We start from the raw sequence: 14517 nt of genomic DNA, 5'->3' as shown, positions 1-14517 counted from the left end.
TTACCCTACGGGTGGTGGCGCAAATCACCTAAGGACTATCTTACATCTGCAAAACCTACCTAAAATTCCTTCCCTTGTCAAACACCTCCTCCGGGTCTTTTTCATCGGCACGCGACAGTGTTTCTACCGCCTGTTCGGCATCGACATGCGCCGTCATCCCGCGCAACAGATGCGACAGGTTGTAGCAACCATCGGCCACCACATGGATCACGCGACCTTCGATTTGCACCTTGCCCTCGATGAGCAACAGCCGCGCTTTGACGATGTCGCGGCGGTGCTTCTGGAAAATCTTGTCCCATACGACAATGTTGGCGAATCCCGTCTCGTCTTCGATGGTGATAAACAGTACCCCCTTGGCCGTCCCGGGCCGCTGCCTGACGGTAATCAGTCCGGCCACCTTGACCGCATCGCCGTTCTTGAGTTCGGATAAACACGCCGAGGGCGTCACACGCAACGCTTCAAGTTGCGGACGCACGAAGTGCACCGGATGCGCCTTGACCGACAAGCCCGTCGCGGCATAATCCTCGACCACATGCGCGGCCTCGGTCAACAGCGGCAACGCAAACTGCGGTTCGGACGCGCTCGGCGACGGCTGCCCCTCGAACAATCCCACGGGGCTGTCGGACAAGGCCGAGACTTCCCACAACGCACGCCTGCGGTCGAGCCCGATCGAGCGGAACGCATCGGCATCGGCCAACCTTTCGAGCGCCGCCACAGATACCCCTGCGTCGCGTAATGCATTCACCGTTTGGAACGGATGCGCCCGCGCGGCAAGCAACAGCTGCATCTCGCCGGACTGCAAGCCCTTGACCTGCCTGAACCCGAGCCGCAATGCACAATACCTGCCCTGCTTTTCCTCGAGCGTGTGGTCCCATTCCGAATGGTTGACATCGACGGGGCGCACCGTTACCCCATGCTTGCGCGCATCGATGACGATTTGAGCGGGCTGGTAAAAGCCCATGGGCATGCTGTTGAGCAACGCGGCGGCAAACACATCGGGGTAGTAGCACTTGATCCACGACGACACATAAACCAACAGCGCGAAACTGGCCGCGTGGCTTTCGGGGAATCCATACGACCCGAACCCTTCGAGCTGCTTGAACACGCGCTCGGCAAAGGCTTCCTCGTAACCATTTTTCATCATCCCGCCCACGAGCTTGCGGTGCCATTCGCTGACTTTCCCTTTGGCCTTGAACGTGGCCATGCTACGGCGCAACCCGTCGGCCTCGGCAGGTGTGAATCCCGCCGCGACGATGGCGATTTCCATGGCCTGTTCCTGGAACAAGGGTACGCCCAGCGTCCTGCCCAAAATTCCTTCGAGTTCCTTGGACGGATACGATACGGGGTCGATGCCGTCGCGTCTGCGCAAATACGGATGCACCATATCGCCTTGTATCGGTCCCGGACGCACAATGGCCACTTCGATCACAAGGTCGTAAAAACACTTGGGCTTGAGCCGCGGCAGCATCGACATCTGGGCACGGCTTTCGATCTGGAACACGCCCAGCGTATCGGCCTGTTGGATCATTTCATATACGGCCGGATCGTCCTGCCCTTTGTTGACTTCGGCCAGCGTGAGCTTCCTACCGTAGTGCCGTTCGGTCAAATCAAATGCCTTGCGGATACACGTGAGCATCCCAAGTGCGAGCACATCGACCTTCAAAAATCCGAGCGCCTCAATGTCGTCCTTGTTCCATTCGATGTTGGTACGGCCGTCCATGCGCGCGTTGAGCGTCGGACACAAATCAGGCAGCTTGCCACGCGTGATGACAAACCCGCCCGTATGCTGGCCCAACTGGCGCGGGAACCCAACATACTGTCTGGTGATGTCGAGCACCTTGAGCAGGTACGGGTCGGACAAATCGAATCCTTCAGACGTGATGCGCCCGTCGTCCAGATCGTCGCGGAACTCCCAAATTGTCGCGGACAACTTATCGACCGCATCGCTCGAAAGTCCCATCGCCTTGGCCACGTCGCGTATGGCCCCTTTCCAATGCACTTGCGTCACGGTGGCCACGATGGCCGCGCGGTCGCGTCCGTATTTTTCGTAGATGTACTGGATGACCTCTTCGCGGCGTTCGTGTTCGAAATCGACGTCGATGTCGGGCGGTTCGTCGCGCGCATCCGACATGAACCGCGCAAACAACACCTTGAATTTGGACGGATCGACCGAGGTGATCCCCAAACAATAACACACCACCGAATTGGCCGCCGACCCGCGCCCCTGACACAAAATATCCTTGCTGCGCGCAAACCGGACAAAGTCGTATACGGTCAGGAAATAGGCCGCATAGTTCTTGCGTTTCATGAAATCGAGTTCGTACCGGATGGTTTTTCGTACCTTTTTGGGAATCTTGTTGCGGAACTTTTCGTTGGCGCCCTGCCAGGTCAGCATTTCGAGTTCGTGCTGCGGGGTGTTGTCGCCCGAGGTGATTTCTTCGGGGTACACATACTCCAAGCTGTCGAGCGAGAACCGACAGGCATCGGCAATGTGCTGCGCCTGTTCGAGCGCTTCGGGATATTGGACAAACAAACGCGCCATCTCGTCGACGGGTTTCAGATAGCGTTCGGCATTTTGGTGCAACTTAAATCCCGCTGCATGAATCGTGCATTTCTCACGGATGCAAGTCAGGACATCCTGCAACTCCCGCCGCCCGGGTATGTGGTAATGCACGTCGTTCGTCGCCACCAAAGGAATGTCGAGCGATTCAGACAGCTGTTGCAAACGGTACATCCGCTTGTTGTCGTTGGCCTGGTACGATCGGCCGATGCCCAGGTGCAACGCGTTGCCCAATTGTTTTTTGTATGCCGAAAGCGTCCGGATAAAATCGTCCTCGAAAGCAAAGGAGGCATTGAGCGAAACCGGCGCGAGCGCAATGAACCGGATGCCTTCGGCATGATCAAACACATCCGACTGATACAAATGGCATTGCCCTTTCTCTGCCCTGCCGTTGCCCAGCGAAAGCAACCCCGACAACCGCGCATAGGCTGCCTTGTCGGTCGGGAATGCCAGCAACGGCGAACCGTCGAGCAATTCGAGCCGACACCCCACGACAATGCCGAAACCTGCTATTTTTCGCGCGGCGCTGTGTGCGCGTACCACGCCCGCCAGCGTATTGCGGTCGGTAATGGCGATACGGCTGTAGCCCAATGCGGCGGCCTGCTCCACGAATTCCTCGGGATGCGAGCCGCCACGCAGGAAGCTGAAATTGGTCGTGACCTGTAATTCGGTATAGCTCATGCGAAAAAACCATGTAAAAACCATTGCAATTGCCCCTTGACATAAGGCCCCGAACGGAACACCCAATACCGCGCGCCCTCTTCGTCCTCGACACAATAATAGTCACGGTAGTTGCCGTCTGCACGCCACCATTCCTGTTCGATGCGCTCGGGCCCGTCGGACTTGGCTACGGTGTGAAGCTTCCCTTTGTGCCGAAACAACATGGGCGGATTGTCGGGCAACACCGCGGTCACCTCGATCGACTCGGGGCTGGGCAACAGCGCAACGGGACGCGGTTGGTTTGTACGCCAAGCGGTGGCGGGCTTTTCCCACAGCGGCGCGGCTTCCTTGATCGAACGCTCGGGCCAATGGTGTTCGACAGGCAAATAACGCGACACCTTTCCCGCGCCGGTCTTGGCCGTCACGCGGTCGAGCAATTCGGCCACCTTTTTGTCGCTCTGGCTCGAGACGGCCCAAATGGTTGATTGCTCGTGCGCAATCGGTGCTACCCTGGACGCTTCCAGTACAAACAACTCGAACCCCAGATCGGGCTCCAACGTAGCGATCCTGTGCTCGAAAAGCCGCAGCAGGTGCGCCGGATCGCAGGAAGGTTGCCCCGTCCCGATCTCGATTTGCTGGATGTTGCCGTCTATGCGGAACGTCTTGAACACGGCATGGCGCAATCCCATCGCCTCTTGGGACAAACGCAGGCATAAGGCTTCGAGCAATCGGTTGAGCGCGATGGCGATGCCTGTGGCCGTGGTGATGGGTTCTGCGCAGCAAAGCCTTTCCTGATACGGTTCGACGGGTGCGATGGGTACCACCCATTCGACTTCCTGCCCCAATGCCTGGTCGAGCCGGAACGACAAAGATGGCCCGAACCGCCTGCGCAACGCCTGCCGCGGCATGTCCATAAAACTGACGATGTGTCGCAGCCCCAATTTGCGCAACCGCGCCAAAACATCGGGTTCCAGACGCAACGCGGCCGCGGGCAATTGGCGCAGGGCTTCGCGTTGCCCTTCGGGCGGCACGATATGGAACGGCTTGCCGAAATGGGCCGCCGCCCACGCCGTACCGATGGTGTCGGCCATCGCCATCCGTACTGTATAACCATAGGCTTCGAGACGGTTCCGGATGTTTTCGAGATAGCCGCGTTCGCCACCCCACAGGTGCGTACAACCGCTTGCGTCGAGGACCAATCCGTCCTGGTCGACGGCCACAAAAGGCGTATAGCCCACACACCATTCGGCCAGCGCATGCAGCAACTTGCCCGCCCGCCCCGGCTCGGTCTCGACCATGTGCAGTTCGGGGTACAGCGCCTTGCAATCGGCCAGGACCATACCCGCGCGGATGCCTTTCTGGAACGCGCGTACATTGACCGAATCGACCACCATACGGCCACGGTCGGGCGAAGCCAATACCAAAGGCACCTCGCGGAGTTCGGGGTTCTTGCGCGTGGCGTACTCGGCCAGCAGGTGCGGAAAAAAGAGGTAGACGTAACGTGACATTATACGGCGTGGCGTTGTGGCAGTACGATGGTGGTGTGGTTGGGCACGGCGACAAAACAACCCGCCTCCCAACCAACCTGCCACACACGGGGCCTGCCGTTCTTGACTTTCAACAATTGGACTTCCCAACAACTATGACCTACCCCTGGCAAACCTCCCGATTGGCTCGGCAGCGGGACGATGCGCCAGCGCGTGGTACAGGCCACCGCATTCTCGGAAAACGGCTGGAACCGGTGTACGAATCCCGTCACGCCACTGCGCTCGACGGCCAGTTGCAACCGCCGCGATTCGGTAAACCCGAGTTCCTTGATTTGGGCGATGACGGCCGTGAGCGCCTCGCATTTGAGCGCCTCCTCGATGATCCACAATGCGTCCTTGGGTTTGGGGGCGCGGATGAATACGATGCGGTCGGGCGGCAAGCCAAAAACGGGAAGCCCTGTCGCGAAGATGCTCTGGTCTGGAACGATCCACAGGCAAAGCCCGCCTTCTTTGAGCAATTTACCCGCCAGGGCCGCAATGAAACCGTGGGTCGAAGCCGCATGGGCAGGCTCGTGGCTGATGAATTCATGTACGACGCCTTTGGGAAACGTGCGCTCGGGGAACGCATCGGCAAAGGGCGCGAAACCATCGGTGGATTCACCCGACAATTTGCCCAGCCCCTGCATCGCATTGATTTGTGATTGGAGCTGTTTGATAAGGGCTTTTTTGTCGGGCGTGACCATGGAAAAACGTTTTTGGATTTAATTGTTGTATTTTACAGCAAAGTTAATTATATTTGTTGTTGCAACTTACAACATTAACACATGTCGCTATTTTCGGACAACCTTCGTTACCTGCGCGAAACCCGTAGGGAAAGCCAGCAGCAAACCGCCGAAAGCTTTGGGATCAAGCGCGGTAGGTATGAACCTTATGAGAGCGGAAAAGTAGAACCGCCGTATGACATCCTCAAAAAAATATCGCTGCATTTTGGCATCAGCATCGATTTGTTGCTGTCGGTGGATGTGCGCAAATACGACCTTTCGCAACTGCTTTTGCTCGACGACAACCGCATCGTGTTGCCGATCACGGTAGACGCCAACGGCAACGATTTGATCGAGATTGTCCCGCACAAGGCACGCGCGGGCTACCTGACGGGTTATGCCGACCCCGAATTCATCGCCAACCTGCAACAGATTGCGTTGCCTTTTTTGGGCCCGGGCAAACACCGCGCGTTTCCCGTGGGTGGCGATTCGATGCCGCCGCACGACGACAAGAGTTTCATTGTCGGGCGCTATGTAGAGAATCTGGGCGAAATCAGAAAAGACAAAACCTATATATTGATCACCGCCAACGAGGGCATCACCTACAAACGACTTGCGGAAAAACACGGGGATGCCATTACGGTAGAGCCCGACAACGTCATTTACAGCCCGTACCAAATCAAGCTGTCGGATATTCTGGAAATATGGGAATATGTGGCGCACATTGGCCGCGACGACCGCAAAGCCGAAGCCCCTACCGATGTATACGGGATGTTTGCCGATTTGAAGCGCGAGATCGGCAGCCTGCGCCAGCAATTGGGGTAATTACCGGCTGATGATTTTCTTGGAGACGAATTCGCCGAAAAAAGCGTCGCGATAAATGTTGCCGATCGGGATTTCGTTTTTGCCGATGTACACCGTGTTGTTGTCTACGGACTCCATCTTGTCGACATTGACGATGTAGGACTTGCTCACGCGCGCAAACAACTGTTTGGGCAACCGGTCGTGGATGGTTTTGATGTTCATGGCCGTGATGATCTTTTGGTTTTGGGTATGCACGACCACATAATCCTTGAGCCCTTCGATGTAAAGGATGTTGCTGAAATAAATTTTGAAAATCTTGCGGTCGGCCTTGAGGAAGAAATGGTCTTCGGTGATGTCGGCGATGCGGCTCGCGGCATGATCGGCCTTGAGCAATTGCGCATAGGTCTGGGCTTTTTCGACCGCGCGCTGGAAACGCTCCAACTTGACGGGCTTGATCAGGTAGTCGATGGCGTCTACTTCATAGCTGTCGATCGCAAACTCGGGAAAAGCCGTCGTAAACACCACAAAAGCGTCGCCCGGGATGGTGCGCGCGAACGCGATGCCGTTGGTGCCCGGCATCTGGATGTCGAGAAAAATCAAGTCGACTTTTCCTGCGCCGAGTATTTCCTGCGCGGCCATCGGACTGTTGAACGAACCCATGAGCCGGAGCGTCGGGGTTTGCTCGACCAGCATCTGGATGGCCTCGCGTGCGAGCGGTTCGTCGTCTATGATGATGCAATTCATAATTTGATGATTAGGGTCACGCAGTAGGTTTCGGCATTGTCCTCGATGGTCAGCGTGTGCGTAGACGGGAACAGCAATTCGAGCCTGCGCTTGATGTTGACCAGCCCCAATCCGCCCGATTCATTGCGCACGGCATTTACGGCGGGCTTGGAGTTGATGCACCTGAAAAACAGTTCGTCGTTCCAGACGTTGAAAAACAGGTTGACATAGGACGCCTTGGCCGAATCGTTGTTGTGTTTGACGGCGTTCTCGACAAACGAGATGAACAACAGCGCGGGAATCTGTACGCCGCTCAAATCGCCTTCTTTCGAAATCACGAAATCGAAACTGTCCCTGCGGATTTTCTCCAAATTTAAGAAATCTTCGAGAAAACGGATGTCGGCCGTCAGCAACACTTTTTCGCGCGCGCTGTCGTAAAGCTGGTACCGCAACAAATCGCTGAGTTTCATGAGCACCTGCGAGGCCTTGTCGGGGTCTTTCTTGGTGAGCACATTGGCGTTGTTGAGCATGTTGAACAAAAAATGCGGGTTGATTTGGTTCTTGAGTTGTTCGAGCTCGGCCTGGGTCTTGGCCTGTTCGAGGTCGTAAATGCGTTGCGCGTCGTGCACCCAGCGTTGGAACAACTTGATCGCCGCCGAGGCCACGGTGAGCACCAGGATGATGAACGAAAACGACAACAACCCCACATTATCCTCGACATACGGCAACAAATGCGGCCTAAAAAAATCGTTCGCGATACGGTGCGTGAGCGACCAAAACGCCATGCTGAACACGATCGAGAGCCCATAGGCCACATATTTTTTGCGGAACAGGAACTGCGGCACAAAATAATACATGTTGGTATAGGCCAGGAACAAGATCTGGAAGAAAATCACGGCGCGGCTGTAGGTCTCATACGGTTCGACGTATTCGGCCTCGCTGTAATACAACACAAAAATACTGACAACATAAACCGTCAGGTGCCTGAGCCAACTGTATTCTTTTGAGATGATCAGCTGCAACGGCTTGGTGTCGATGGTGGGATGTAAAGTTTCACGCATAGGGTCGTATAAAAATAAGACAAAAGTAGCGTCAATAAACGCCGTGCGGTAGATATTATACCAAATCGCCTTTTTATTATACCAAAATAAAACCGCGCATCCGAAGGCAAAATACCCCAAAATTTTTAATCGACGCCAAACGCGTTTTGCTATAAAAAACCAAGGGTTTGGTATAAATCGAAAAAAACGCGTGTCATATCGCGATAGGTTTGCCCCGAAATCAATTCCTAACCATCAATGAAAAATCAAATCCGACTTTTTTTATCGGTTTTTTTGGCGTCGCTTGCCGCACAAGCGCAAGAGGCCAAGTTTACGCTCAGCGGAACGGTGTCCAATACTGGCAATACCGAAACGCTGATCGGGATCAACATCGTGATTCCCGAAGCCAATGTATCGACCGTGACCAACGCCTACGGTTTCTATTCGATCACCTTGCCCAAAGGCGATTATACCATCATCATCAGCTACCTCGGTTTCGACGACCTTACCGAAACGATCGCGCTCACCGGCAACACCAAGCGCAATTTTGGGATGACCGAAGCCAGCAAGGCGCTCGACGAGGTGGTGGTCACGACCAACAAGACCAAGGCCAACATCCGCAAACCTGAAATTTCGGTCAACAAACTCTCGATTTCGACGATCAAGAAAATGCCTGCGGTTTTGGGCGAAGTCGATGTGCTCAAGTCGATTTTACAACTGCCCGGCGTGACCAACGCACAGGAAGGCGCCTCGGGATTCAACGTACGCGGCGGCTCGGTCGATGGCAATTTGGTGTTGCTCGATGAGGCCGTCGTGTACAATACGTCGCATTTGTTCGGGTTCTTTTCGGTGTTCAATTCGGATGTCATCAAGGATTTGAAATTGTACAAAGGTGGCATCCCGGCCAATTTTGGCGGACGCATCTCGTCGGTGCTCGACATTTACCAGAAAGAGGGCAACAACAAGGAATACCATGTCACGGGTGGCATCGGATTGCTGGCGAGCCGACTGCTTGTAGAAGGGCCGATCGTCAAGGACAAAAGTTCGTTTGTCGTGGCGGGCCGCGGATCGTATGCGCATTTGTTCATGAAGCTGGCCGACGAACCCAATTCGGCGTATTTCTACGACCTCAACGCCAAGTTCAACTACCGTTTCAACGACAAGAACAACGTTTTTGTGTCGGGGTATTTTGGCAACGACAACCTCAACTTCAACAACGCGTTCGAGAACGAGTACGGCAATTCGCTGCTCAATGTGCGTTGGAACCACATTTTTTCGGACAAGATTTTCTCGAACGCCTCGGCCATTTACAGCCAGTATACCTATGGTTTGCGCATCAAATCGGTGGGCATCGATTGGGATTCGGACGTGAACAACTACAACCTCAAATACGATTTCAAACACTACGTCTCGGCCAACCTGACGCTGAGTTACGGCCTCAACGGGATTTCGTACGGATTCAATCCGGGGACGATCAAGCCGTACGATGCGTCATCGGCGATCAATCCGCGCCAGATCGCCAAGAAATATGCGTATGAAAGTGCGGTTTACATCAGCGCCGAGCAAAAGCTCTCGCAAAGTCTCTCGATCAACTATGGCTTGCGTTACAGCAACTTCCAACGTGTGGGCGAGCAGATGGTCAACACCTATGCGGGCAACCAGCCCGTGGTGTACAACCGCGAGTTCCAGATTTATGAAGAAGCCACGCCAACCGGGCAAACCTGGTATGGGAAAAACAAAAAGATTGCGGGTTTCGACAACCTCGAACCGCGTTTGGCCCTCGCCTACTCGGTCAACGACAACCTGTCGTTCAAGGCGGGTTACAACCGTATGAGCCAGTACATCCACTTGATTTCGAATACGGCGTCGGCCTCACCGCTTGACATCTGGGCGCCAAGCGACCAATACCTCCTGCCCGAGATCCTCGATCAGGTGTCGGTTGGCTATTTCCAGAATTTCAAGGACGACGCCTATTCGCTCGAGGTGGAGACGTTTTACAAGAAAACCAAGAACAAGGCCGATTACATCGACGGGGCGCAACTCATCGCCAACGATGCCATCGAACGCGTGATGCTCAACGGCGAATCGCGCGCCTACGGACTCGAGATCATGGCCAAGAAAAACACGGGCAAACTCACGGGCTGGCTGTCGTATACGCTTTCGCGCGCCGAACAAAAAACGCCGGGACGCACGCCCGACGAACCGGGCATCAACAACGGCGATTGGTACCGCGCCAATTATGACAAATTGCACAACCTGTCGCTTACGGCGGCCTATCAGTTTACACCCAAGTGGTCGTTCGGCGGGATTTTCACCTACCAATCGGGCAAGGCGGCCACATTTCCGAACGGCAAGTACCAATACATGGGCGTGACCGTTGCCAACTACGGCAAGCGCAACGACGGCGCGCTCGCGGCCTACCACCACCTCGATTTGTCGGCCACCTACATCCCGAAGCCCAACAAAAAGAAAGGCTGGCAGGCGGAATGGGTGTTCAGCATCTACAACGCTTATGCGCGCAGCAATGCCGCCTCGTATACGTTCGGGCAAAACCCCGATTACGGACAAAGCGAGGTGCGCCGCATGTCGATATTCGGGATCATCCCGAGCGTGACCTATAACTTTAAATTCTAAAACGAAAAGACATGAAAACAATGCAAATCATAGGCTTGATGGCCATCGCGTGGTGTTTTGTCGGATGCGAAGACGTGGTCACCGTAGACCTCGAAACGGCCGCGCCGAGATTGGTGATCGATGCTTCGATCGACTGGGAACAAAACACGACGGGGGCCGAGCAGAAAATCAAACTGACCACCACGACCGGCTATTACAGCGCAACGTTTCCGACCGTTTCGGGTGCCGACATCACCGTGCGCAATACGGCGGGCACCATTTTCGAATTTGTCGAAACACCGGGTACAGGCGAGTATGTGTGCGGCAATTTTGAACCCGTCATTGGCGAAACCTATACGCTCACCATTTTGCTCAACGGTCAAACCTATACGGCCACCGAAACGCTGACCCCTACTACCCCTATCGAGGAGCAAATCGAACAAAACGCCGAGGGTGGCATGGCGGGCGATGAAATGGAAATCACCTACTACCATCAGGACGACGGCACACGTGTGGACTACTACCTCTACAGCGTCAGGACGCCGCGGCTCGCGTTCCCCGATTACGAGATCGAGGACGACGACGATGTACAGGGCAACCTGATTCCGGTGTATTATGCACACGAAGATTTGGTGGCAGGCGATGTCATCAACATCAAACTTTACGGTATTTCAAGACGCTACTATGAGTATTTCTACAAGCTCCTGACCGCCACGGGCAACGACGGCATGCCGTTCCAACCCGTACCCAACGTGGTGCGCGGCAACGTCGTCAACCAAACCAATCCCGTGAATTTCGCGTTCGGCTATTTCAGGCTTTCCGAGGTGGCCACGCGCAGTTACACGATACAATAAGTTTCTTGATTTTTGTTTTAGTGCCAGATGCCGGATTGCTCCGGCATCTTTTTTTTACAAAAAAACCGAAACTTTCGTTTCGGCTTTGGCTTACAGGCTGTTTACATCTACGCTGAACCGCGTATCGGCGGCGGCATAAAGGTGCACCGTGTAGTCCTGGCCTTGTTCGGCTGCGAACGAGAGCAAATTTGACGATTGGCTACACGTAAATTCCTTGGTGCGCACGATGTTGTGGTTTTTGTCGGTAACCGTAACCTTGAGCGCGCCCGGCGATTTGAGTTGCAACGTCAGGTTGACTTCGGTGGATTCGTTGGCGTGCAACGCAAAGGCGTGGTTGCCGTCTTTTGCCATCACCTGGCCGCTGGGCAGGATGTGGTGCGCTTCGATGGTATTGAATTCGATGGGTTTCTTGTCTTGCGCCTGGGCAAGGGTCGCGGCCAAGCAGCACGCGAGCAGGATTGCATTTTTCATTTTTTGATTGATTAGATGATTGATAATGCGAAAATAGACCCGCACAAAAAAACAATGTTACACCCTTAACAAAATTTTACCGATAACATCCTCAGCGTAAGCCTGCCAACGCCTCACGAACGGCATGCAACGCCGTCTCGCGCAAACGTGGGTTGCCTTTGTCGGCTTGTGTCAAAATGACGAGGCATTCGCGCAGGTAACGCGGTGCAAAATTCGGATCCTTTGCGGCGATCTCTGTGGTGTTGTCTAGGATGTCGGCGTATTTGATGGTTTGCGCGTCGGGACTTGTAGTGACGATGCGCGCGAGTTCTTTCTCCTTGCGGGTTTGGCGGTTCCACTGCGGATAGTCGGCCTTGACGTACACATCGGTCATTTCTACAACGAGCGTTATGGTCTGTTCTGCATCGTCCGGATCCATCACCGAAAGCAGAAAATCGAACATTTGGTCGCGCGTCACCGGCGTATCCTCGAGTACATCGTGCAGCAACGCGGCAACCAGCATCGGCAAACGGTTGTCGCAGTACTTGACGGCGGCCATCACACGAACCGGATGTACGATATAACGGTCGGCCGAATACTTGCGCATCTGGTCGCCGTGGGCCTTGTCGGCAAAAATCGTGATTTGGGTAAGGACAGATTCCATGGTCTAAAACCTAAATTTAAGACAAGATGTTGACGGTTGCAGCCAATTTTATGCTAAAATTCAAAGTCCCTGCGAACGCAAATAGGCATCGTAATCGCGGATGTAATCGGCTTCGTCGAATACGTCCGAATTCATCACCAAACACACCGCGCCCGCCGAAAAATTGTTGAGCTCGCGCCAGGTGCCCGTACCAATAAGCAGCCCCACACTCGGTTTGTTGAGCGTGACAGTCACCGATTGTTGGCCATCGGTCAAAATGACATCGAAACTACCCGAAACCGCAATGAGGAACTCCTGCTGCGCGATGTGGCTGTGCCCGCCGCGTTCGGCACCGCTCGGCACGTCGTACAGGTAGTACACGCGCTTGATGGCGAATGGGATGGTGTTGCCCTCGATGATGGCGTAGTTGCCGTTGGGGTCGGTGGCTTTGGGCAGGTTGATGAGGGTTGGCGTCATGGCTTAAGGCTTGATGGCTGGATAGATTTTTTCGTGGTTCTGGAAATCGTAATTGTTGTAGCTTACATCTGGCTCCAAATGCTGTAGGTACGAAGGACTATCGCCCAAGAACGCAAAAACGGTTCGGAACAAATTGACCGATGTGCGCAATCCAAGGTCGAATTCGGCGTGTCTTTCGCCGTTCCATTTGATGGCGAGCTTGGCGCCAAAAATCGAGCGCAACAAATCTGGATCGTTGATCTTTGCAAATGCCTCTTTTGTACTTTGCATGCCCACAAATCCGCCATGGTCGGCACCGATGATGATCATGGCCGAAGGATCGTGCTTTTCGATAAAAGGGATGATGTCGCGCAACCAGGCGTTGGCCTGTTCCAACTTTTCGATATACAGTTTTCGCTCGCCCTCGACACCTTGACTTTGCGCCTGGTAAACCGCGATGTGGCCAGGATTGAATTTTTGGATGAACACAAACTTTTTTCCCTTGGCAGACACCGCCGATTTTACGGTTTGTGTGATGTCTTTGAATGCCGACCAACCGTCTTTGAGATACGGCACCTCGGAAGTCGCAAAATTAGCGTGGTCAAATGCAACAACAGGTCGGCTGATCAAAAAATAAGGGCGTTCGCTGATAAAATGGGTTTGGTAGCCGTTGTTCTTAAAAACACGAAGCACGGGGTTATCGCCCATGACATAATCCCGGGCATTCTTGAAACCGACATTTTCGAGCGAATAGTGGTGTTTCATGCTAAGCATCGACGAATTGGATTTCAGCGTCGAATTGTAATTCGAGCGAAAACCGTCGTAAAGGGTAAACCCGCGAGACCTCAGCCACGCGTCGAACGCAAGGTTGTCATACCGGTACAATTTGCTTTGCAGCGCCAACGCATCGGCGTAGCCATCCATTTGCAGAAAATAGACATTGGGCGTCTTTGTAAAACGACATTGCTCGATGGCGTCGGGTAACTTATTCCAATGCGCCGGATTCGAGAAGTTGTGTACTATTTTCTTTGCCGTCTGCATCAGCGGGAAAGCCGTCATGAACGCGACCAACAACACCACAATTTTGTGGTTCCTGAATTTCACCGAAACCAACGCCAACAACACCGAAACGCCCAAAACGATACGTTTGCTGTAGGGAATCGAAAAATGTTCGAGTAAAAAATAACCCAGGAATGCAAGGGTTGACACAAAAACCCAATGCGCGGCAAACGGGCGCCATCTCGTGCGCAAAACCAGACGATAAACGAGCGCAATGCCCAACATGGGCAACAAAACGAAGTAGGCGGCAAATACCGCAAGACTTTCCCATGAACTGCCCAGTTCCAGGTTCTTCGAATAGTAAAACGCCAGCATGTAAAACCCAATCACAAACCCCGAAATCAGCGGGTACGGCTTGTCGTTGCTTACGAATGTCCTGAGCTTTTTTGCGGGATCAAAGGCCATCG

At 54.1% G+C, this 14517-nt stretch carries 12 protein-coding genes; 3 read left to right on the top strand and 9 right to left on the bottom strand.

What is annotated here, in order from left to right; genetic code table 11:
• Positions 1 to 55 precede the first annotated feature (55 nt).
• Genes BLP55_RS01095 through BLP55_RS01085 form a run of 3 tightly spaced genes read right to left on the bottom strand, consistent with a single transcriptional unit; the run spans position 56 to position 5450 of the window.
• Positions 56 to 3241, bottom strand: coding sequence for an error-prone DNA polymerase (locus tag BLP55_RS01095; protein ID WP_091140302.1), 3186 nt, complete (start codon positions 3239 to 3241; stop codon positions 56 to 58).
• Positions 3238 to 4728 (bottom strand): Y-family DNA polymerase, encoded by a 1491-nt coding sequence (locus BLP55_RS01090; RefSeq protein WP_211516800.1) that lies wholly within the window; start codon positions 4726 to 4728, stop codon positions 3238 to 3240. The genes BLP55_RS01095 and BLP55_RS01090 overlap by 4 nt, the downstream gene beginning before the upstream one ends.
• The gene (locus tag BLP55_RS01085; protein WP_091140299.1) at positions 4728 to 5450 is read right to left on the bottom strand and encodes an ImuA family protein; all 723 of its coding nucleotides are present in this window, start codon (positions 5448 to 5450) and stop codon (positions 4728 to 4730) included. The genes BLP55_RS01090 and BLP55_RS01085 overlap by 1 nt, the downstream gene beginning before the upstream one ends.
• Positions 5451 to 5531: 81 nt before the next feature.
• Between BLP55_RS01085 and BLP55_RS01080 the strand changes: the two genes are divergently transcribed.
• On the top strand, positions 5532 to 6293 hold the full coding sequence (locus tag BLP55_RS01080) for an XRE family transcriptional regulator (protein ID WP_091140297.1): 762 nt from the start codon (positions 5532 to 5534) through the stop codon (positions 6291 to 6293).
• Here the strand turns inward: BLP55_RS01080 and BLP55_RS01075 are convergent, their stop codons facing one another.
• A complete protein-coding gene (locus BLP55_RS01075) occupies positions 6294 to 7016 on the bottom strand; it encodes a LytR/AlgR family response regulator transcription factor (RefSeq protein ID WP_091140295.1) in 723 nt (240 codons plus the stop codon).
• On the bottom strand, positions 7013 to 8056 hold the full coding sequence (locus BLP55_RS01070; RefSeq protein WP_091140292.1) for a sensor histidine kinase: 1044 nt from the start codon (positions 8054 to 8056) through the stop codon (positions 7013 to 7015). Before BLP55_RS01070 ends, BLP55_RS01075 begins: the two co-directional genes overlap by 4 nt.
• 237 nt (positions 8057 to 8293) lie before the next feature.
• On the opposite strand from BLP55_RS01070, the gene BLP55_RS01065 reads away from it, so the two are divergent.
• A complete protein-coding gene (locus BLP55_RS01065; RefSeq protein ID WP_091140289.1) occupies positions 8294 to 10669 on the top strand; it encodes a TonB-dependent receptor in 2376 nt (791 codons plus the stop codon).
• 11 nt (positions 10670 to 10680) lie between these two features.
• Positions 10681 to 11502: a DUF4249 family protein gene (locus BLP55_RS01060; RefSeq protein ID WP_091140286.1), complete on the top strand. Its 822-nt coding sequence runs from the start codon at positions 10681 to 10683 to the stop codon at positions 11500 to 11502.
• A gap of 90 nt (positions 11503 to 11592) precedes the next feature.
• Here BLP55_RS01060 and BLP55_RS01055 read toward each other — a convergent pair whose 3' ends face one another.
• The 4 genes from BLP55_RS01055 to BLP55_RS01040 form a co-directional block, all read right to left on the bottom strand.
• Positions 11593 to 11973, bottom strand: coding sequence for a hypothetical protein (locus BLP55_RS01055; protein ID WP_091140283.1), 381 nt, complete (start codon positions 11971 to 11973; stop codon positions 11593 to 11595).
• A gap of 91 nt (positions 11974 to 12064) precedes the next feature.
• The gene (locus BLP55_RS01050) at positions 12065 to 12616 is read right to left on the bottom strand and encodes an HD domain-containing protein (RefSeq protein WP_091140280.1); all 552 of its coding nucleotides are present in this window, start codon (positions 12614 to 12616) and stop codon (positions 12065 to 12067) included.
• A 60-nt stretch (positions 12617 to 12676) separates the two neighbouring features.
• Complete coding sequence (locus tag BLP55_RS01045) at positions 12677 to 13072, bottom strand: sugar 3,4-ketoisomerase (protein WP_091140277.1); 396 nt, start codon at positions 13070 to 13072, stop codon at positions 12677 to 12679.
• A gap of 3 nt (positions 13073 to 13075) precedes the next feature.
• Entirely contained in the window at positions 13076 to 14515 is a 1440-nt protein-coding gene (locus BLP55_RS01040) for an alkaline phosphatase family protein (RefSeq protein ID WP_091140274.1), read from the bottom strand.
• Positions 14516 to 14517 lie beyond the last annotated feature (2 nt).

It is taken from the genome of Flavobacterium caeni (genome assembly GCF_900101895.1).
GTDB lineage: Bacteria > Bacteroidota > Bacteroidia > Flavobacteriales > Flavobacteriaceae > Flavobacterium > Flavobacterium caeni.
Note: the sequence above shows the minus strand (reverse complement) of the source record. Positions and strands in the feature narration are given on the sequence as shown.